Annotated in this window: 21 protein-coding genes; 6 read left to right on the forward strand and 15 right to left on the reverse strand. The window is 63.8% G+C overall.

Translation table 11 applies throughout. From position 1 onward, the window contains the following. Positions 1-186 precede the first annotated feature (186 nt). Entirely contained in the window at positions 187-681 is a 495-nt protein-coding gene (locus tag ACSC1P_RS15210) for a metallophosphoesterase family protein (RefSeq protein WP_435361043.1), read from the reverse strand. A gap of 83 nt (positions 682-764) precedes the next feature. Here ACSC1P_RS15210 and ACSC1P_RS15215 point away from each other — a divergent pair, with 83 nt between their 5' ends. Beyond that, positions 765-2,024 carry an eIF2B alpha/beta/delta subunit family protein gene (locus tag ACSC1P_RS15215; protein WP_435361044.1) on the forward strand — a complete coding sequence of 420 codons (1,260 nt, stop codon included), beginning with the start codon at positions 765-767 and terminating at the stop codon, positions 2,022-2,024. Positions 2,025-2,360: 336 nt separating this feature from the next. After that, positions 2,361-2,849 carry a GNAT family N-acetyltransferase gene (locus tag ACSC1P_RS15220; RefSeq protein WP_435361045.1) on the forward strand — a complete coding sequence of 163 codons (489 nt, stop codon included), beginning with the start codon at positions 2,361-2,363 and terminating at the stop codon, positions 2,847-2,849. Positions 2,850-2,854: 5 nt separating this feature from the next. Here ACSC1P_RS15220 and ACSC1P_RS15225 read toward each other — a convergent pair whose 3' ends face one another. The 3 genes from ACSC1P_RS15225 to ACSC1P_RS15235 all read right to left on the reverse strand — a co-directional run bounded on the left by ACSC1P_RS15225 (position 2,855) and on the right by ACSC1P_RS15235 (position 5,025). Next, complete coding sequence (locus tag ACSC1P_RS15225) at positions 2,855-3,301, reverse strand: NUDIX hydrolase (RefSeq protein ID WP_435361046.1); 447 nt, start codon at positions 3,299-3,301, stop codon at positions 2,855-2,857. An 84-nt stretch (positions 3,302-3,385) separates the two neighbouring features. Beyond that, complete coding sequence (engB, locus tag ACSC1P_RS15230) at positions 3,386-4,003, reverse strand: GTP-binding protein EngB (protein WP_435361047.1); 618 nt, start codon at positions 4,001-4,003, stop codon at positions 3,386-3,388. Between the two features lie 86 nt (positions 4,004-4,089). After that, positions 4,090-5,025 carry a hypothetical protein gene (locus ACSC1P_RS15235; protein WP_435361048.1) on the reverse strand — a complete coding sequence of 312 codons (936 nt, stop codon included), beginning with the start codon at positions 5,023-5,025 and terminating at the stop codon, positions 4,090-4,092. Positions 5,026-5,154: 129 nt separating this feature from the next. Here ACSC1P_RS15235 and ACSC1P_RS15240 point away from each other — a divergent pair, with 129 nt between their 5' ends. The 3 genes from ACSC1P_RS15240 (at position 5,155) to ACSC1P_RS15250 (ending at position 7,732) form a co-directional block, all read left to right on the forward strand. After that, on the forward strand, positions 5,155-5,415 hold the full coding sequence (locus ACSC1P_RS15240; RefSeq protein WP_435361049.1) for a hypothetical protein: 261 nt from the start codon (positions 5,155-5,157) through the stop codon (positions 5,413-5,415). Positions 5,416-5,499: 84 nt separating this feature from the next. Continuing rightward, entirely contained in the window at positions 5,500-6,927 is a 1,428-nt protein-coding gene (locus tag ACSC1P_RS15245; protein WP_435361050.1) for a TIGR00341 family protein, read from the forward strand. 58 nt (positions 6,928-6,985) lie between these two features. Further along, the gene (locus ACSC1P_RS15250; protein ID WP_435361051.1) at positions 6,986-7,732 is read left to right on the forward strand and encodes an SIMPL domain-containing protein; all 747 of its coding nucleotides are present in this window, start codon (positions 6,986-6,988) and stop codon (positions 7,730-7,732) included. A 96-nt stretch (positions 7,733-7,828) separates the two neighbouring features. Here the strand turns inward: ACSC1P_RS15250 and ACSC1P_RS15255 are convergent, their stop codons facing one another. The 8 genes from ACSC1P_RS15255 to ACSC1P_RS15290 form a co-directional block, all read right to left on the reverse strand. After that, positions 7,829-8,839: an NOG1 family protein gene (locus tag ACSC1P_RS15255; RefSeq protein ID WP_435361052.1), complete on the reverse strand. Its 1,011-nt coding sequence runs from the start codon at positions 8,837-8,839 to the stop codon at positions 7,829-7,831. A gap of 150 nt (positions 8,840-8,989) precedes the next feature. After that, positions 8,990-10,027 (reverse strand): hypothetical protein, encoded by a 1,038-nt coding sequence (locus ACSC1P_RS15260; RefSeq protein WP_435361053.1) that lies wholly within the window; start codon positions 10,025-10,027, stop codon positions 8,990-8,992. 486 nt (positions 10,028-10,513) lie between these two features. Continuing rightward, positions 10,514-11,392: an N-acetylmuramoyl-L-alanine amidase gene (locus ACSC1P_RS15265; RefSeq protein WP_435361054.1), complete on the reverse strand. Its 879-nt coding sequence runs from the start codon at positions 11,390-11,392 to the stop codon at positions 10,514-10,516. 92 nt (positions 11,393-11,484) lie between these two features. After that, a complete protein-coding gene (locus ACSC1P_RS15270) occupies positions 11,485-12,732 on the reverse strand; it encodes a DUF8130 domain-containing protein (RefSeq protein ID WP_435361055.1) in 1,248 nt (415 codons plus the stop codon). 60 nt (positions 12,733-12,792) lie between these two features. After that, complete coding sequence (gene hisE / locus ACSC1P_RS15275; RefSeq protein WP_435361056.1) at positions 12,793-13,089, reverse strand: phosphoribosyl-ATP diphosphatase; 297 nt, start codon at positions 13,087-13,089, stop codon at positions 12,793-12,795. A gap of 3 nt (positions 13,090-13,092) precedes the next feature. Further along, complete coding sequence (locus ACSC1P_RS15280) at positions 13,093-13,545, reverse strand: bifunctional nuclease family protein (RefSeq protein WP_435361057.1); 453 nt, start codon at positions 13,543-13,545, stop codon at positions 13,093-13,095. 46 nt (positions 13,546-13,591) lie between these two features. Further along, positions 13,592-14,197, reverse strand: coding sequence for a pyridoxal 5'-phosphate synthase glutaminase subunit PdxT (gene pdxT / locus ACSC1P_RS15285; RefSeq protein WP_435361058.1), 606 nt, complete (start codon positions 14,195-14,197; stop codon positions 13,592-13,594). 58 nt (positions 14,198-14,255) lie between these two features. Then, complete coding sequence (locus ACSC1P_RS15290; protein ID WP_435361059.1) at positions 14,256-14,417, reverse strand: preprotein translocase subunit Sec61beta; 162 nt, start codon at positions 14,415-14,417, stop codon at positions 14,256-14,258. 161 nt (positions 14,418-14,578) lie between these two features. Between ACSC1P_RS15290 and ACSC1P_RS15295 the strand changes: the two genes are divergently transcribed. After that, positions 14,579-14,848 (forward strand): thioredoxin family protein, encoded by a 270-nt coding sequence (locus tag ACSC1P_RS15295; protein ID WP_435361060.1) that lies wholly within the window; start codon positions 14,579-14,581, stop codon positions 14,846-14,848. Between the two features lie 412 nt (positions 14,849-15,260). On the opposite strand, the gene npdG is transcribed toward ACSC1P_RS15295, so the two are convergent. From npdG to ACSC1P_RS15310, 3 genes are all read right to left on the reverse strand, one after another. Continuing rightward, on the reverse strand, positions 15,261-15,929 hold the full coding sequence (npdG, locus tag ACSC1P_RS15300) for an NADPH-dependent F420 reductase (RefSeq protein ID WP_435361061.1): 669 nt from the start codon (positions 15,927-15,929) through the stop codon (positions 15,261-15,263). Between the two features lie 99 nt (positions 15,930-16,028). Beyond that, positions 16,029-16,430 (reverse strand): hypothetical protein, encoded by a 402-nt coding sequence (locus ACSC1P_RS15305; RefSeq protein ID WP_435361062.1) that lies wholly within the window; start codon positions 16,428-16,430, stop codon positions 16,029-16,031. Between the two features lie 60 nt (positions 16,431-16,490). Further along, positions 16,491-16,868 carry a hypothetical protein gene (locus ACSC1P_RS15310; protein ID WP_435361063.1) on the reverse strand — a complete coding sequence of 126 codons (378 nt, stop codon included), beginning with the start codon at positions 16,866-16,868 and terminating at the stop codon, positions 16,491-16,493. Positions 16,869-16,943 lie beyond the last annotated feature (75 nt).

The raw sequence follows: 16,943 nt of genomic DNA on the forward strand, positions 1-16,943 counted from the left end.
GACATCGTGCGAACGTATCGTGTTCGGCCCACTGGAACAGTGCTGGCAACACGCCGATTACGATGAAATTCTGAACGAGCCGTTCGTTGGCTAACTGCTGCAGTTTGCTCTCACCGCTTCGTCACTCTCTGGAGACGCTGTCAGTCCCCCTCTTTCTCGTTCTCGAACACTACTCACGAACCTGTACTAGCTCTCTCGCAGTTCGACATCCACCTCACCGCCCTCGATGGTCACGACGTACATCGTCGTCCTACTTGCTGGTTCTGCACCAGTCGCACTGCCCGGGTTCAACACTCGAACACCACGAATCGTCTCGTCGAGTACCTGGTGGGTGTGGCCCGAGACGCCGACCGCGTCCGTCCCACCGTGGTCGAGAACTGTCTCGACGACGCGTGTTCGATATCCATCGAGCGGTCCGGACCCGTGCGTCACGACGAACGTGACATCCCCAAGTTCGACCGTCGCAACCTCGGGAAGATCGAGCGAGTCAGGGTCGACGTTCCCAGCGACGGCGGTGAGTGCCGGCGCGTACTCGCGAACCGTCTCGTACGCCTCGGGTGAGTCGAAATCGCCTGCGTGAATCACGTGGTCCGCTCGCTCACACTCCGTCCGGACCCACTCCGGAATCGCTGTCGCTCGTGATGGGACGTGCGTGTCACTGATGATGGCGAGTCTGACCATGGCTACCAGTCCACGTTCAGTGGTGAAAAATCCCGCCGAGACAGAGGGGAACGTTGAGGATGCAGGCGGCCATCGCTCCGTGTATGAGCGACGGAACCCACGTCGTAACGGCGTTCCTCCGGAACGAAGGTGAGCTGTTGCTACTGCGACGGAGCGACGCTGTCGGGACGTATGCCGGCCGATGGGGCGGCGTCTCGGGCTTCGCCGAGAACGACCCCGACGAGCAGGTGCTGGTCGAAATTCGTGAGGAGACCGGTCTCGACGAGTCGAGTGTCACGCTGGTCCGCTCCGGCATGCCCGTCCGGTTCACCGACGAGGACCTCGACCGAGACTGGGTGGTCCACCCGTACCTGTTCGACGCCGCCGATGGTGACGTGACGTTGAGCGAAGAACACACCGAGTTCGAGTGGGTTCCGGCGACCGAGTTGTTTCGACAGGACACCGTCCCGGAACTGTGGACGGCGTACGAACGTGTCGCACCGTCGGTCCGGAGCGTGACCGCGGACAGCGAGCACGGCGCAGCCTACCTGTCGCTCCGCGCACTGGAAGTGCTTCGTGACCGAGCCGGACTGCTCGTCTCGGAAGACGCCGAGGACGAGGAAGCGTGGGACGAACTCGCCGACCTCGGGGCGCGACTGGTTCGCGCACGCCCGAGCATGGCCGTCCTGCACAACCGGGTGAACCGGACGCTGTCCACCGCAACCCGAACTGCCGAGAGCGTCGAGCAACAAGCCATCGACGGCATCAAACGCGCCGCGACCGCCGACACCGACGCCGCAGTCAGAGCGTCGGCACTCGTCGGCGGTCGGTCGGTGCTGACGCTCTCTCGGTCGAGTACGGTCCTTCGCGCCTTGCAGGACGCCGACCCGACTGAAGTGTTCGTCCTCGAATCCCGGCCCGGCGGCGAAGGCGTGGCCGTCGCCGAATCGCTGCTCGACGACCTCCCTGTGACACTCGTCCCCGACGCGGCCGTCGCGCAGGTGCTGGCGACCGAAGACGTAGACGCGATACTGGTCGGCGCGGATACCGTCCTCCCCGACGGGACAGTCGTGAACAAGACCGGTACCCGAACGACGGCGCTGGCGGCCGCGCACGAGGAACTGCCACTGTACGTCGTCGCTGCCACGGACAAGGTCAGCACGGCGGAGACAGTGAACCTGGAGACTGGCCGCCGCTCCGACGTGTATCAGGGTGACACACCGCTGTCGGTGTTCAACCCGCTGTTCGACGAGACTCCGGGACACCTCGTCGACGCCATCGTCACCGAACAGGGCGAACGCTCACCACGCGAGGTTCGGGAACTGGCCGAGGAACTCGCCACGTTCGAGGACTGGCAGGAGTGAGACGGAGAGACATCACTGGGCCGATGGGGTTGCGAATAGGCGGCACGTGACTCCATCGTCCGGCGGCGTGTCGCACACTCGCCTCGGCTCGCCGGACGGCACTTCTCAGCGCACGCCGGACCTGCGCCGGACTGGTACTTGAACCACGGGCTGAGTCGAAACAGGGAAACCGGAACCGGTCCAAGCGACCGATGGGCGGCGGTGACGAAGGTTACCCCCACTGAGCCCCTTGTGACGAGGCATCAATCCCGAGCCGCCCGTTCTACACGTCGACCAGTCCTGCACACAGACCTGTACGGTCGCTGCACTCTTACTGTCAAGCGACGACTGTCCGATATGGTCACCCTCCGGCCTGCGACACGCGACGACAGACAGGCAATCGCGACGATGCACGCGGCATCCATCAGGCGACTCGGGCGGACACACTACGACGAGCAGCAGGTCCGTGCGTGGGCGGGCAACAAACGGCCGGAGCGGTATCCCGTCGGCGAGGAAGACGAATATCTCGTCGTCGCCGAATTCGACGACGAACTCGCGGGGTACGGCCACCTCCGACTCGAAGACGGTGAAGTACGGGCGGTGTACGTCAGCCCAGACTTCGCCCGGCGAGGTGTTGGGCGGGCGTTACTCGACCACCTCGAATCGATAGCCCGCGCCGACGGGCACGTCGATTGTTACCTGTATGCGTCACTTAACGCAGTTCCGTTCTACGAACAGGCAGGGTGGTCGGTCGTCGACGAGGAGACGGTCGAGACGAGCGGCGACGGCGTGACGGCTGCACTACCGGTTCGGGTAATGGAGAAAGACTTCGAGACGGTCGAGTAGTCTGTTCAGGTCCAGTCGAGTGACTGTCGGCGCTGTTCTGCCAGGGCGACGAACGCGGCGGTCCACTCGGGTGTGTCCTGGTTCGTCTCGACTGCTCCCGGCGTGAGCCAGTGGACGTCGGCGACCTCGTCAGGGGCTTCGATGGTTCCGTCGCCGTCGTCGTGGCGGGCGAGGAAGACCACGTTGAGACAGGGCGTCCCCTCGTCGGTGACGAAGGCGTTGCTCTGGACGTAACAGAGGTCCGTGACGGCGACGCCGACTTCTTCGCGGATTTCTCGGCGGGCCGTCGCCTCTAGCGCGCCGGTCTCGTGGTCGGTTTCTTCGACTGTCCCGCCGACGAGTGAGAGCAGGCCCGCAGCGTGAGACTCGCTCGCTGCGCGTTCGATGAGGAGGTATTCGCCGTCACGGAAGATGGCCGCCTCGACGTTGACGGCGTAGGTCGCGTCGCTCATGTTGGCTGACTGTCGTGCCCGGGCACTTATCACCGTCGGCCATCGTGTGTCAGAGAACCGCACGGAGAACGCTTGCTACGTGACTCAGAAGAACTTCAGGAGGTCGTCGCGCTTCTGTTCGTGAAGGACGGTCCGAATCGCTTCGTCGAGGGCTGCCGTCTGGTCACGCTTGGCCGAAATCGGCGCGATGGTGTCCTGCCACTGCTTCCAGGGCGGGTAGAGGCCGAGGCGGTCACAGAGGTCGTTCAGGCGGTCGTCACGGTCGTCGACTTTGTCCATCTTGTTGACGGCGACGATGGTCGGGGTGCCGAGTTCTTGCAGGAAGTGGAACATCTCCACGTCGTAGGGAATGGAGTCCGGGCCGGAGTGACGGTCGATGATGTCGATGACGCTCTTGCCGTCGACGACGAGGATGCCAGCGAGGAAGTTGTCGGCGTAGTCGTCGAGGTAGTGGACGATGTCGTCTTTGATGGCCTCGCGACGGTCTTCTTCGACACCGGACATGAAACCGAAGCCCGGCAGGTCGGTCAGGACGAAGTCTTCCGATGCCCAGTCGTAGTGATTCGGCGAGCGTGTCACGCCGGGTTTGCCACCCGTGTCGAACGACTTGCCGGTGTAGTGGCGCATCAACGTCGACTTCCCGACGTTGGACCGCCCGACGAGGACGATTTCGCTTGCACGGTCTGGGCGGGTCTCGAACATGGACGGTCGTAGCCGGGGGAGGGGGAAAAGCGTGTCTGGTTGGGTTGCGTGGCGGCACTCGTCGAGACAAAGTCGGGACAGACGGGCTACTCGGTCGACCGGACGTAAGTCCCGTGGAACCACTCGTCGAACGCTTCGCCGCCGTCGTCGGACGTTTCGAGGAGTTGCGTGACCGTCCCATCGGCTTCGGGCGTCCACGTCCCGCGGTAGTCCTGTCGCGTTCCGTCGCCGTTGACCAGAACCCCAGACTGGCGCATCGCGCCGTCGCGGAACGTCCCACGTGTCTCGATACAGCCACCGGTCGAGTCGACCCACGTCTGGAGCCACTCGTCTGCGGCCGCGTCGTAGCAGTTGAGGCTGAGACCGGCACCGCCGCCGGCGCTCTCCCAGTGTTCGACGAGCAGGTACCCGTCGAGGACGGACTCGATGACGTTCCGGCCTGCCGGGTTTCCATCGACCGTCGAGACGTCCCACTCGCCGACCCAGAAGTCGAACTGTCGGCGAGAGTCGAGCGTCGCGGTGCCGGTGGTCGTGCTTCCGGTCCCGGCGGTCGCGGTCTCCAGTGGTTCCGCAGTCGGTTCCGGTGAGGATGGCGCGTCGTCGACTCGGACGTATCGAGCCCTCCCAGATATCGACCAGTCTTCGTCAGTATTCGCCTCCGCGGCCTCCTCGACCACCGCAACAGAGCCGTCGTCCTCGACCGTGAGCGTCTGGCGATAGCGCTGTGCAGTTCCGCTACTGGTGACCCGGCGACCGGTCGCCCGTATCCGCCCGTCGTCGAACTGTCCGCGTATCTCCACGAGTTCCCCGTCGTCCGTGGCTCGCGTCTCAGCCCATTCGTCTGTCGACGGGTCGGTGAACGTCAGGCCGAGACGCCGTGCGCCCGCATCGGTCTCGCGCTCGGTCTGGTGACATGCGCCATCCAGACACTCCCGAACCACCAGTGTCTCTGTCGGCTCGCCCGTCGGGTCGTCGTCCTCCTCCCGTCGCTCCCACACACCCGGTTCCAGACAGTAGGTCATCGCTATCCACACGTCACCGTGAGAGACGAAAGCTGTGGCGTCGGGCTGGCTAGCTCGGTTGCGCCTCGACCCGCGACGGCCCCCTTCGGAAGCGTGGGGACTATTTCGGATGCGACCCTCGACCCACCCATGGCACTCGGTGAACCACTCGCAGCCCTCTCGCTTGGCGTCGTCGACGCGCTGGTGCCGACGATGCTCGCCGGAGTCGTCGGCTTCCTCGTGGCCGTCCTCGCACTCCCGACCACGACTGCCCTCTGGTTCACCGTCTTGCTCACGGGCATCGTCTTCGTCGGCCTGACCGGCCACGGTTTCAACCGGTTCAGACACGGGCGTCGCCTCTTCCCCGCGACGAAGTGGCTCTTGCGGACGGGACGTGGCCTCGTACCCTGAACCGGCCCGAAAGCACCGATTCGAGACCCGACGACTGCACCGCGAGCCGGGGCTTATTTCTATCACTTGCGCGTCGAATCAGACGTGCGACTCGTACAGGTGATGATTCCGGCGGGCAAACGCGAGGCCATCCTCGACCTGCTGGACGAGGAAGGCATCGACTACGTCCTCACGGACGAGACGAGTGGCCGCCAGTACACCGGCGTCGTCTCGTTTCCGCTCCCGGTCGGCGCCGTCGAACCCGTTCTGCAGAAACTCAGAGAGGCAGGCGTCGAACGCGAGTCCTACACGGTCGTCCTCGACGCGGAGACGGTCGTCTCGAAGAAGTTCGAGCGACTGAAAGAGCGTTTCGAGGCGGAGTCGGAGGGGTCCGACCGCATCGCCCGCGAGGAACTGAAGACGCAGGCAGAGAACATGGCCCCGGAGATTCCCTCCTACGTCCTGTTGACCGTCGTGAGCGTCGTCATCGCGACGGCCGGGGTCCTGCTCGACTCCGCGGCTGTCGTCGTCGGCTCGATGGTCATCGCGCCGCTCATCGGCCCGGCGATGGCGACCAGCGTCGGGACGGTGCTGGACGACGCCGACCTGTTCGCCCGCGGTGCGCGACTGCAGATTCTCGGACTCGTCGTGGCTATCGTCGCTGCGGCCGCGTTCACTGCCATCCTCAGAACGCTCCACCTCATTCCGCCGATGGACATCTTGCTGGTCGGGCAGGTACAGGAGCGTCTGCGCCCGGACATGCTCTCTCTCGCGGTCGCCCTCGGGGCGGGTATCGCCGGCGCGATGTCGCTGCGCTCGGGCGTCTCGGCCTCGCTCGTCGGCGTCATGATCGCCGTCGCGCTCGTTCCGCCGACGGCCGTCATCGGCATCGGTATCGCCTACATGAAACCGCTGGTCGTGCTGGGGGCGACGGTCCTCGTCATGGTGAACGTCCTCTCCATCAACCTCGCGGCGACCGCGACGCTGTGGTACTCCGGCTACCGACCGGAGCACTGGTTCAGGCTGGACGAAGCACGGGCGGCTGCAATCAAGCGTGTCGCCATCCTCGTCGGGTCAATCGCCATCCTGTCGGTCTTCCTCGGTGGCGTCACCTACATGTCCTACAAGACGGCCGACATCGAGAACGATATGCGCGCGGGTGTCGACGAGGCCCTCAACGACTACCCAGAGGCACACCTCGTCGAAGTGTCGCTCGTCCACGAGGAGAACCTCTACCAGCGAGCGTTCGACCCGCGACCGGAGCGCGTCGTCGTCTCCGTGGCCAAACCACCAGACGAGACGTACCCCGACATGGCTCAGCGAATCTACGACGCGGTCATCGACGGGAACGACGTGACCGTCGAAGTCCGATTCGTCGAGTACCAGACCTCCGGTGGCGAACCAGCGACGAACGGGACGGCAGTCGACTCGCCCGGTGCGGGTGACCAGTCGAGTTACCGAGCAGGGCCCGTCGGCGTCGACCAGACGGGACAGAAACCACACCTCTCAGCGAACCGCTGGAGTCTCGCGTAACTCCCTGAGCGGTCGGTACTGCACTGTTAATCCCGATAGCTGGCGTATCTCTACCGTAATGAAGCTGAAGCTTGCAGCCGTGCTCGTGGTGGCACTGGTCGCGATGGCTGGTTGCCTCGGAAGCGTTTCGCCGGTCGGTGATGCCGCATCCAATGTAGACGGCGACGCCGCCGACACGAAGCAGACTATCTCGGTGAGTGGTGTCGGAACCGTCGAAGCCGCACCGGACGAAGCGGTCATCCGCATCACGGTCGAGCGCGACGGTCGCACCGCCGACGAAGCGCGAACGTTCACCGCGGAGGACGCCACGTCGATGCGTGACGCGCTCCGCGCCGCTGGGATTCCCGACGACGACGTGAAGACCGTCACGTACCACCTCTCGCCCCGGTACAACTACAAAGACGGGTCGAGCGAACTGGTCGGCTACCGCGCCATCCACACCTACGACGTGACGACGGCGGACGTCGCACAGGCTGGTGAAATAATCGACCTCGCCGTCCAGAACGGGGCCGCCCGCGTCGACAGTGTTTCCTTCCAGTTGAGCGACGAGCAGCAGCAAGCACTCCGTGGCGACGCCATCACGAAGGCTGTCGACGCCGCCAAGGCTGACGCCGACGCGTTCGTCGCCGCGGCAGACCTCAGCATCGTCCAGTTGAAGAGCGCGACCGTTTCGGGCAACTCGGTCACGCCGTACCCGGTGTACTACCGTGGCGCGGAAGACGGCGCTGCAGCGGCCAGCACGACGCTCGAACCCGGCCCAGTCGAGGTTCGGGTGTCGGTCAACATCGTGTACGAAGTGCAGTAAGTACAGTAGCCGCTACCAGTCGACGACTACGGTAGCGGAGTACTGCGGTAGAACGGTCTCGGTATTTTGAGCTGCGACAGAAAACGAGCGTATTCGTTACTCCTCGAACGGCAGCTTCGGCTCGAAGCCGGTGGCGTCGACAGCGGCCGTCAGCACCTCGTCGACGTTCTCGTCTTCGGTGACGCTCATGTAGTAGTCGGCGTCGGCGTCACGGGAAACGTCGGCCTTGTTCGCGACGACGAGAACCGGAACGTCCTGGAACTGTTCTTGCACCGAATCGAGCAGTTCCAACTGCGAACTGAGCGGGTAGCCGCAGTTCCCGCTCGGGTCGAGGACGAACATGAGGCAGTCGCCGAGGTGGGTCAGCGCGGAGGCGGCCTGCTGTTCGATTTCGTTGCGTTCGTCGGCCGGCCGGTCGAGCAGGCCCGGCGTGTCGATAATCTGGTAGCGGACGCGGTCTCGCTCGAAGTGGCCCACGCCGATGCCCTTCGTCGTGAAGGGGTACGAGGCAGTCTCGTTGCTTGCACGAGTGACCGAGTTGACGAACGACGACTTGCCGACGTTCGGGTAGCCGGCGACGACGATGGCCGGTTCGTCCGGCCGGATGTCCGGCAGCCCCTTCAGCGCGTCACGCGCCTGTCCGATGAGCAGGAGGTCGTCCTCGATTTCCTCGACCACGTCGGCGAGACGGGCGAACGCCTGCCGGCGGAACTTCCGCGCGGTTTCGATGTCGTTGTTGCGGATGCGACCCTCGTACTCGCGGCGGATGTCTGCGGTCTTGCGCGAGGCCCAGGTGACCTCGGAGAGTGCTTTGCGGATTTCGTCGACGCCACCGAGGACCGGGTCGTTCGCGCCGGCGGCTTCGTTCGCCTTGGCGCTGACGACGGCGTCGGCCAGTTCGCGGTAGAACGGGTCGACGTCGTCGAAGTCGGGCCACGCGGTGACGACGTTCTCCAAGTTGTCCGAGAGGATGTTGGAGGCCGTCTGGAGCATCGACGTCTGGGCGTCGTGGCCGGACTTCGCTCGCCCGGTGCGAGAAGCCCGCGAGAACGCCTTGTCGATGAGCTCCTCCGACCGCGGTGTGGTCGGAAGGTTCTCGAAAATCATGGAGGGTGCTATGCGAGCCGGGCATAAAAGCGCGTTCATCCGGCTGTACGGAGCCCTGTTCGGACCGAATCGGGCGAGGGGGAAGAACGAAGCGACCCTCCTGTCGAGAGCGACCCCACCGACAGCGAATCGCTCCCGATGACGGACCCGCTAGTTGTCGTCTGACGACTTCGAACTCTGCTTCGTCTGCTCGTCCTCGGGGCGTTCACTCGGGCCGCGCTGTTCAGACTCCTCCATGTCCTGGGGCGGTTGCCCACCCATTTGGCGGGACATCTGCCAGCCGACACCGTACTGCTCCTGCTGCGACATCGACTGGTCGTACTGACCCATCATCTGCTGCTCACGCAGTCTCCCTTGCTGGTCGTACTGCGTCCCGGACTGGGCCTGCTGGTCGCCGAATCGCCCAGACGCCTGCCAGCGTCCACCGCCGTTGAAGCCCTGCTCCTGTGGATAACCGGGGTGGCCCTGCGGCTGTTGGCCGCCCATCTGGGTCTCGACGTGCATCTGTGGTGGCGCCATCTGCTGGATTTCGTGCGTCACCTCGTCGAAGCTCCGGAGGTACCCGTGCAGCATGGACCGCGTCACCTGGTTGCTCTGGCGCTGCATCTGTTCGATGACGTTGAACCCGACCATCGACAGTTGGCCGAGGTTCCGGAGGAACTGCATCGATTGCGTCACCGGGAACGTCATCGTCTCCTCGAACGTCGTTCGTCCCTGCTGGCGGCCGTTCCCTTGGGCGCGTCCCCCGGAGTCGAAGCGACCCTCGATAGTCGCTTGGGGGCTACCGTACCCCTGCGGACCGGCCTGCATCTGGCCACGCCACTGCGGGCCGTTCGCCTGCGCGTACGACGGCTGTCGACCGAACTGTTGGCCCTGCGGTGGCTGCTGTGGTCCGTGCTGCTGCTGCTGTGGTCCGTACTGCATCTGACCGCGCCACTGGGCACCCTGCTGGCCCTGCGGCCCTGGTCCGTAGCCGACCTGCCCGCTCGACTCACCGCCGACGTACCCGCCCTGTCTCTCTGGCGGGCGCATCTCGGACGACGGTTGGCCGCGCCGTTCAGCACGCTGTTGGTCCTGTGCTCGCCGACTCTCGTCTCTCTCTCGTGCCTGTTCTTCCTGCAAGCTTGCCTCTCGTCGCTGTTCCTGCGTCGACTCTTCCCGGTCTTCGTCACGATATTGTTGACTCATTGTAGATTGCGTCCGAAGGGATGCAATTCGATATCGCAGCGAAATGTGGATAAACATGCGGCATGAGAAATCTGGTGGAGAAATGGAATTTAGTTAATCTTCTAAGAAACCAGATAAGTTGGTGGCGGGGTTAAGTGTAAATGACCCCCGAGGATTTATCCCACAATAGACCCACAAATCCACCATTCTGAATGTCACCAAAGCAGGAAAGAGTAGAACATTCACCACTAGTCATAAAATTTTGAGAATAAACACATTCATTATGCTTTGGGGGAGCCGTCGCTAAAAGAGTGCATCACCAATCTGTAACGGCGTCGACGTGCTCGCTGCGATGCTGTTCGCTCAAGACTCGCATAACTTACCACGAAAACAGTCCGCATCGCACTCGAACGTCCCGGTCGGAACCCGCAGGAGCCCCGGTCGGAACCCGCAGGAGCCCCGGTCGGAACCCGCAGGAGCCCCGGTCGGCTCCCGACAACTGTCTGGTCAGGCGTACCCGGCGTCGAGGTACGCTTCGACCGACCAGCCCCAGATGTCGTCATCCAGCCAGTGCAGGCCCCACCAGGTGTAGCCGTCTTTGTCCGTGGGTCCGTTCACGATTTCTGCGTTCGACCCAGTCGGCATCGTCGCCACGACGGGCGAGCCGGTGCCGGGTTGCTCGCGCGTGTTGAGGTCCGCGGTGCAGTGGACGATGTCACCGTCGGACCAGCCGCCCCCGCCGCCACCGCCGCCGGAGCCGTCGTTCACGAGCGACATGAAGTAGTCCCAGTCCCACGTGTTGCCGGGGTCGTACTTCCCGCCGGTGACCTGCGAACAGTCGTTCGGGTCGGGCACCTGATTGTGCCCGATGATGCCGCCCTCGCCCGAGTACGCCGAACACGGCGCGAGGTCGTACGTCGGGTGCTGCTTCGGGATGCCGAAGGTGTCACAGACGTGCCGAGCCACCTCGGCGGCCTGCTGGTAGATGGTGTCGTTGAAGTTCGTCTCGTTCGCGTGGCCCTCCAACTCGATGGAGACGCCGGTCTGGTTGTACTCCCAGTTGCCCTGCGTCCACGCGATGTCTTCCAACTGCACCATCTTCGTTATCTGACCGGACTGGTTGCCGACGACGTAGTGCGAACTCACGTTGGCGTCGGGATTCTGGAACCAGCTAATGCACCCCTCGTAGGAGCCTTCGACGGTGTGCATCACCAGCCAGCGCATGTCGCTCGACGTGCGACTCGCGTTGGAGTAGTTGCTCGAATCGGCCGGTTCCCACCGGTCGTGGACCGAGGCCGAAGCGGTGGAGGCCGTCGCGCCGAGCAGGGTGACTGAACCGAGCGTCGCGCCGGTCGACTTCAGGAATGAACGCCTGTTGGGTTGCATGGCGTGGGAAGTCGTGGCACGGCGAGCCTGAAAAGATATTTGGAATCTTACCCTAGTTCACAGAAGTTTGTTTTGGTAATGGCCATTGGTTACTAGTCGGTTTCCGTAGCGTACGAGGTATCTTCGACGGTGAACCTGACGCGAAACGGGAACGGGTGAGACGTGTCCAGCGTCGCCTTCGGCGAGCGTTCCGCGGTGAAATACCCCGTCGTCGTGTAGGCCCCCGGTTCGAAGTCGCGGTGGCGGAGGGAGTACGTCTGTGAGAGGGTCTCTCCTGGTTCGACCTCGGCTTCGGTCCCGAGGTCTGGGAACGCACCAAGATTCCCATCTTCGTCGACGTGACACCGACCGTCGTACTCGTCGTTCCAGAGGTGGACGTACTCAGCAGCGTCGTCGCCGTCTCTGTAGGCGCGCAGGATGAAGAACGGGAAAACGATGCCGCCGAAAACCTCCAACGTTCGACCGGCGACGTTCGTCACGGAGAACCGGAGTGTCGCCGGGTCGTCCTCGGTTATCTCCGGGTCGAGCACCTCGACCGCGAAGTCGAACCAGTCTGGCCGTGATTCCTGTACGTCCACCGAGTGCAGTTGCCCGTCGAGGTAGACGTACTCGGCACCACCCAGCACCTCGACGAAACCCTCGGGTGGCGAGTCGAGTTGGTAGCGGTCGTACTCCCAGACAGGTTTCGCAGCCCGCAGCACAGTTTTGTGGTCTTCCGTCAACTCCGACTCCTGTACCGTCCTGTACCCACGCGCTTCTTCCTCGTCGACGCGAGTCACGGTGAGAACAAACGGGTCTCCCTCGTTCTCGACGTGATGTTCGATTCGCCTGACGCCTGACAGCCCCTCGACGAGCAGTCCATCGAGAAACGAGACTTCGACTGCTGGCCGCCACCGAGTCCGGTATTTATCTCGCATCCCTTCGACCACCGGCCTGAGCCGAGAGAGCAACTGGGAGTGCTGGCCCGCTCTTTCGTGAATCTCGGGAGCGTCCATCGAGATTACGTCGGCTGAGTTCGCCTCTGGTTCCGGTGTCACGGTGAAAACGTGCATCGGGCCAGTGGCGTCGACGCGATAGAACGCTCCTTCGTGCCGGAGATACAGAGGCGAGTCGTGGAACGGGTTCGTTTCGTGTCTGTCTAGCCACTGGACCAGTTCTGTAGGTGGGTCGAACGTTTCGTAGTGACCAGCCTTGGCTGCTGCGGTGAGTATCATCGCGGTTTCGGAACCGAAGTCTTCGGTCCGGGGGAGGTTCAGTACGGAAGACCTGTCGCTGCTACCGAAGACCTTCAGCGAGTACTGAGCGACGTGAACCTCGTCCAGCGTGACTCGCCGGCCCATACCCCGATAAACGGTACCGGTCCAGAAAACGTCACGTCCTGAAAATGTTTCCCGAACAGACTACCGCCGACTCGCCAACTCGTCCCGCAACTCACTCACGTCCATGTCCTTCATCGAGAGCAGTACGAGCAGGTGATAGACGAGGTCTGCGCTCTCGTAGGCGAGTTCGTCGTGGTCGTCGTCTTTCGCGGCCAGAATCACTTCGGTCGCTTCCTCGCCGATTTTCTCCAGCACCGCGTTCTCGCCTTTCTCGTGGGTGAACAGACTCGCGGTGTAGGAGTCCTCCGGCAGCGTTTCCTTGCGGTCTTCGATGACGGCGAACAGGTCGTCGAGAATTTCGTCGGTGTCGTCGGTCATGGCTCAGGCGTAGTCGGCGACGTCGCGGATGTCGTCCAGCATGTCGAAGTCGTCGCGGGGGCGGCGGCCGTCTTCGAACACTTCTTCGGCGACTTCCAGGGGGGCGTTCGTGCGGGCGGCGAGGGCGAGTGAATCGCTCGGGCGTGCGTCGACGACGACGTTGTCGCGGGGCGTCTGGACGTGGAGGTCGGCGATGTACGTGCCGTCTTGGACACGGCTCACGACGACTTTGGAGACGCGGCCGCCGAGTTCTTCCATCACGTCGAGCAGCAGGTCGTGGGTGAGGGGGCGGCCGATGTCCTCGGCGTCCAGTCCTCGCACGATTGCGATAGCTTCGTCGAAGCCGATGAAGATAGGGAGAATCTCGTCGGGTTCGTCGTCCACGGTGAGGACGACGACCGGGACGGGACCGTCCTGTGTCCCGGCGACGCGTACTGCGTCTATTGCTGCATCCATAGCCGGACCGAAGGGGGCCACCGTGAAAAGCCTGCGCTCTCTTTCGCTATCGAGCGAGTGGTTCCGCTGACTCCTTGAAGAACGCGAGGCGGTGGATTCTGACGTCGGGCGTAAGCTCAGGGTGGAACGAGGTGCCGATGACTGGCCCTTGCTGGACGGCGACCGGTTTTCCGTCCCACTCCGCGAGCACCTCGACGTCGTCGCCGACCTCGTCGATGAGCGGGGCGCGGATGAACACGGCCGGGAACGGTTCGTCGAGGCCGTCCACGTCGAGCGGGGCCTCGAAGCTGTCCTTCTGCCGGCCGAAGGCGTTCCGGTCGACCGTCACGTCGAGCAGGTCGAGTGTCGCGACGCGGTCGTCTTTCGCGTCGGTCGAGGAGACGATGAGGCCCGCACAGGTCGCGAGCAGGGGCTTCCCGTCGGCGACGTGCTGACGAATCTCTTCGTCGATGCCTTCGTCACGGAGCAAGCGAGAGATGGTCGTCGATTCCCCGCCCGGAAGCAAGAGGAGGTCACAGTCCGGGACGATGCCCGCGTCACGAATCTCGTGGACGACCACGTCCTCGTCGTGCGCGTCGGCCGCCCGGCGAATCGCGTCGGCGTGTTCGGAGACGTCGCCTTGCACCGCGACGACGCCCGCAGTGAGTGTCATACCTGCCGGTAGCGACTGGGTGGCAAAAAAGTTCGCGTCCTCCGTGCGTCGACCGCGTTTACAGCGCGACGCGCAGGACGAGGACGAGCGCGCCGAAGAAGACCCCGAACGCGACGATGGTCTTGGGGTCGATTCGGATGGCGTTTCGGTCCTCGGCGTCGAAGTAGCGGACGAGTCCGGCACTCGACATGAGTCCACCGGAGTTCTGGCCCTTGCTCATGGTGGTCCATCCAATCTGCGTGACTCTAAACCTTTCGACACAGCGACGCCCCAGCGACCGAGTGAAGCCACCGACAGAATCAGCCGCGGTCGTGCGTCTGTGACGCCGTTCCATCGCCGAACCAAACCCTTATGCGCGGCGCGAGGGAACGCTGATTCGTTATGGCAGTCACGCTCAAGGACTTCTACGCGGACTGGTGTGGCCCGTGCAAGACGCAGGACCCCATCCTCGAAGAGCTCGAAGACGACTGGGACGGTCGCTTCGCAGTCGAGAAGATCAACGTCGACGAGGAACAGGACGTGGCAAACGAGTATCAGGTACGCTCGCTCCCGACGCTCATCATCGAGAACGACGACGGCGTCGTCGAGCGCTTCGTCGGTGTCACCCAGCGCGAAGACCTCGAAGACGCGCTGGAGAAGGCTGGCGCGTAAACAGGACGTACGTCTGTATTTTCTCCGCAAGTCACAGCGTCGTGAGCCACTGCGGCCGGGACTGGTGATGGTAATCGGTCGTATTCGGAGTGTCGCACGACGAGCAGAAGGGAAGCATCGCCGGCCTCACTGTTCTAGCTCACACGGTCTCACAGTAACTCAGCCGTGGGCTCTCGAACTCGAAGGCAACCCTCGTCCCTGCTGAGACCCACCGTACGGACGTGGAGGCGAAGCGCTTCCAGAACAGACGAAAGTCGAGATGGAGGTGGCAGCGAGAAGAAAGGGGGAATCCGTCCGAAGGGGGGGCGAACTCACCCGTCGCTGGTCGCTCGGAAGTCGTCGACACAGGGGCGGCTTCCCGACCTCCACTGCGCCGTTTTTTCGTGCGGAGCGTTCGTGACAGTTCTCCGACTTACTCGAACTTGACGCCGACGTCGTGCATCCCGTCGTTGTAGCGCGCGATGTTGATGACGAGCGGCGTGACGCTCTCGACTTCGGCCGCGTTCGCCAATGGGCCAGCGTCGAGCGGCCGGAGACCTTCGATTTCGTCGGCGAGACGAGTCACGATGTCCTTCGCGTCTGGGTCGTCGCCGATGACGAGCGTGTCGAGGTCGAGTTCTGCGTCGAGGTTGGCCAGTCGGTCAGCTGAGAGGTTGTGGAACGCACCGACTGTCGAGACGCCGTCCGGGGCGGCGTTGGCCGCGAGCGCGGTGACAGAGCCAGCCTTCGGCCGGTGGTAGTGCATCCCGTCTTCGTCGCCCTTCATGCCGACAGCAGGCGAGACGAGGATGTCGTCGTCATCGAGTTTGTCGGCGACGCTCTCGACCGTGTCCGCGACGTGGTACGGCGGGACCGCGAGCACGATGACGTCGGCGCGGTCGGCTGCCATCTCGTTGACGAAGCCCTGCACCTTCGTGTCGACGCCGCGGCTGTCGAGTTCTGTCTCGTACTCTTCGGCCATTGTTCGCGCCTTCTCCGGGTCGCGCGAGCCGATGATAACCTCGTGGTCCGTGTCGTAGGCCCACCGAAGCGCGAGCCCCTGCCCGATGTCGCCAGTTCCGCCGAGTAGTGCGATTCGCATACCGAACAGGTGGGACCGGGCGCGAAATAAGGGTTCGGAGTCGACAGTTCGTGCCGCAAACTCGAGTCGCAATCACGAGCCACAGAATCGGTGCGCGATTCAGGGGACGAGTCCACGGATTCGCTCGAAGCCGCCGAAGTACGCGACTCCTTCGGCGACGAGCCAGACGACGGCCATCGACGCTGCGACCGCGCCGAGTTGGTAGTCACCGCGAAGGTCCCACAGGAGTGCCTGGTCGAAGCGGGTGAACGCGGCCCCGACGCCGATGAGCAACACGAGCAACACGCTGGTGAACAGCCACAGGCGGCCGGGGCTTCGACCCGTCTTCGGCGTCTCCATCGTGGCGACGTGGTAGCCGAGAACCAGCGTCAGCGGTAACAGCGCGCCGACGTACGTGAGAGAGATAGTCGTCTCGGGTGGGCTGAACGTCGACCCGGCGACGACGGCTGGGCCGAGACCGAGCGGGAGCGCCCACGCGAGTCGGGTACGGCGAGTACTCATGGTACGCCACTGGGGAGAGAAATCGGCAAAAGACTACCGAATTCGGGAACGTTCGAAGGGTTATTGCTGTCCCTGCAAGAGCCGTCGAATCGGCTTGGCAGGTCCCGCAAAGGAGATACCGCCCGCGACGAGTGCGACGAGCCCCGTGACCAGCACGCCTTCGAGCGGCGACAACACCGGTTCGGGCAGCATCACGAGACTGAGGAACACCACGGCGAACGCGAGCATCGCGAACAGCCAGAGGTCGGCGACGGTCGCGGAGAGCACGTCGGAGCCCTGCCGTGCGAACCACACCGCACCGACGACGGCGAGGACCAGGCCGGAGCCGTACCACAGTAGCTGCGAAGAGAGGTCGGTCGGGGAGAAGATGGCCGCCAGTGCGAACGCGAGCAACGCGAGTGGCGGCAACGTGCGGCTGACGGGCGGCGAACCTGACATACGTCCCTCTACCGACACCCGGACCGAGAATCTTTCCGTCGCGGGCTGTCGGTGGGTCGTCCACACGGACGGTCC

This window comes from Haloarchaeobius caseinilyticus, assembly GCF_051207395.1.
Taxonomy (GTDB): Archaea; Halobacteriota; Halobacteria; order Halobacteriales; family Natrialbaceae; genus Haloarchaeobius.

Excerpts from the sequence above, each read along its gene's own strand:
- ACSC1P_RS15305 (WP_435361062.1), bottom strand. The coding sequence starts at position 16,430 with ATGAGTACTCGCCGTACCCGACTCGCGTGGGCGCTCCCGCTCGGTCTC.
- ACSC1P_RS15240 (WP_435361049.1), top strand. The coding sequence starts at position 5,155 with ATGGCACTCGGTGAACCACTCGCAGCCCTCTCGCTTGGCGTCGTCGAC.
- ACSC1P_RS15310 (WP_435361063.1), bottom strand. The coding sequence starts at position 16,868 with ATGTCAGGTTCGCCGCCCGTCAGCCGCACGTTGCCGCCACTCGCGTTG.
- ACSC1P_RS15270 (WP_435361055.1), bottom strand. The coding sequence starts at position 12,732 with ATGGGCCGGCGAGTCACGCTGGACGAGGTTCACGTCGCTCAGTACTCG.
- ACSC1P_RS15255 (WP_435361052.1), bottom strand. The coding sequence starts at position 8,839 with ATGATTTTCGAGAACCTTCCGACCACACCGCGGTCGGAGGAGCTCATC.
- ACSC1P_RS15295 (WP_435361060.1), top strand. The coding sequence starts at position 14,579 with ATGGCAGTCACGCTCAAGGACTTCTACGCGGACTGGTGTGGCCCGTGC.
- ACSC1P_RS15215 (WP_435361044.1), top strand. The coding sequence starts at position 765 with ATGAGCGACGGAACCCACGTCGTAACGGCGTTCCTCCGGAACGAAGGT.
- engB (WP_435361047.1), bottom strand. The coding sequence starts at position 4,003 with ATGTTCGAGACCCGCCCAGACCGTGCAAGCGAAATCGTCCTCGTCGGG.
- ACSC1P_RS15210 (WP_435361043.1), bottom strand. The coding sequence starts at position 681 with ATGGTCAGACTCGCCATCATCAGTGACACGCACGTCCCATCACGAGCG.
- hisE (WP_435361056.1), bottom strand. The coding sequence starts at position 13,089 with ATGACCGACGACACCGACGAAATTCTCGACGACCTGTTCGCCGTCATC.
- pdxT (WP_435361058.1), bottom strand. The coding sequence starts at position 14,197 with ATGACACTCACTGCGGGCGTCGTCGCGGTGCAAGGCGACGTCTCCGAA.
- ACSC1P_RS15235 (WP_435361048.1), bottom strand. The coding sequence starts at position 5,025 with ATGACCTACTGTCTGGAACCGGGTGTGTGGGAGCGACGGGAGGAGGAC.
- ACSC1P_RS15290 (WP_435361059.1), bottom strand. The coding sequence starts at position 14,417 with ATGAGCAAGGGCCAGAACTCCGGTGGACTCATGTCGAGTGCCGGACTC.
- npdG (WP_435361061.1), bottom strand. The coding sequence starts at position 15,929 with ATGCGAATCGCACTACTCGGCGGAACTGGCGACATCGGGCAGGGGCTC.
- ACSC1P_RS15220 (WP_435361045.1), top strand. The coding sequence starts at position 2,361 with ATGGTCACCCTCCGGCCTGCGACACGCGACGACAGACAGGCAATCGCG.
- ACSC1P_RS15250 (WP_435361051.1), top strand. The coding sequence starts at position 6,986 with ATGAAGCTGAAGCTTGCAGCCGTGCTCGTGGTGGCACTGGTCGCGATG.
- ACSC1P_RS15260 (WP_435361053.1), bottom strand. The coding sequence starts at position 10,027 with ATGAGTCAACAATATCGTGACGAAGACCGGGAAGAGTCGACGCAGGAA.
- ACSC1P_RS15265 (WP_435361054.1), bottom strand. The coding sequence starts at position 11,392 with ATGCAACCCAACAGGCGTTCATTCCTGAAGTCGACCGGCGCGACGCTC.
- ACSC1P_RS15225 (WP_435361046.1), bottom strand. The coding sequence starts at position 3,301 with ATGAGCGACGCGACCTACGCCGTCAACGTCGAGGCGGCCATCTTCCGT.
- ACSC1P_RS15280 (WP_435361057.1), bottom strand. The coding sequence starts at position 13,545 with ATGGATGCAGCAATAGACGCAGTACGCGTCGCCGGGACACAGGACGGT.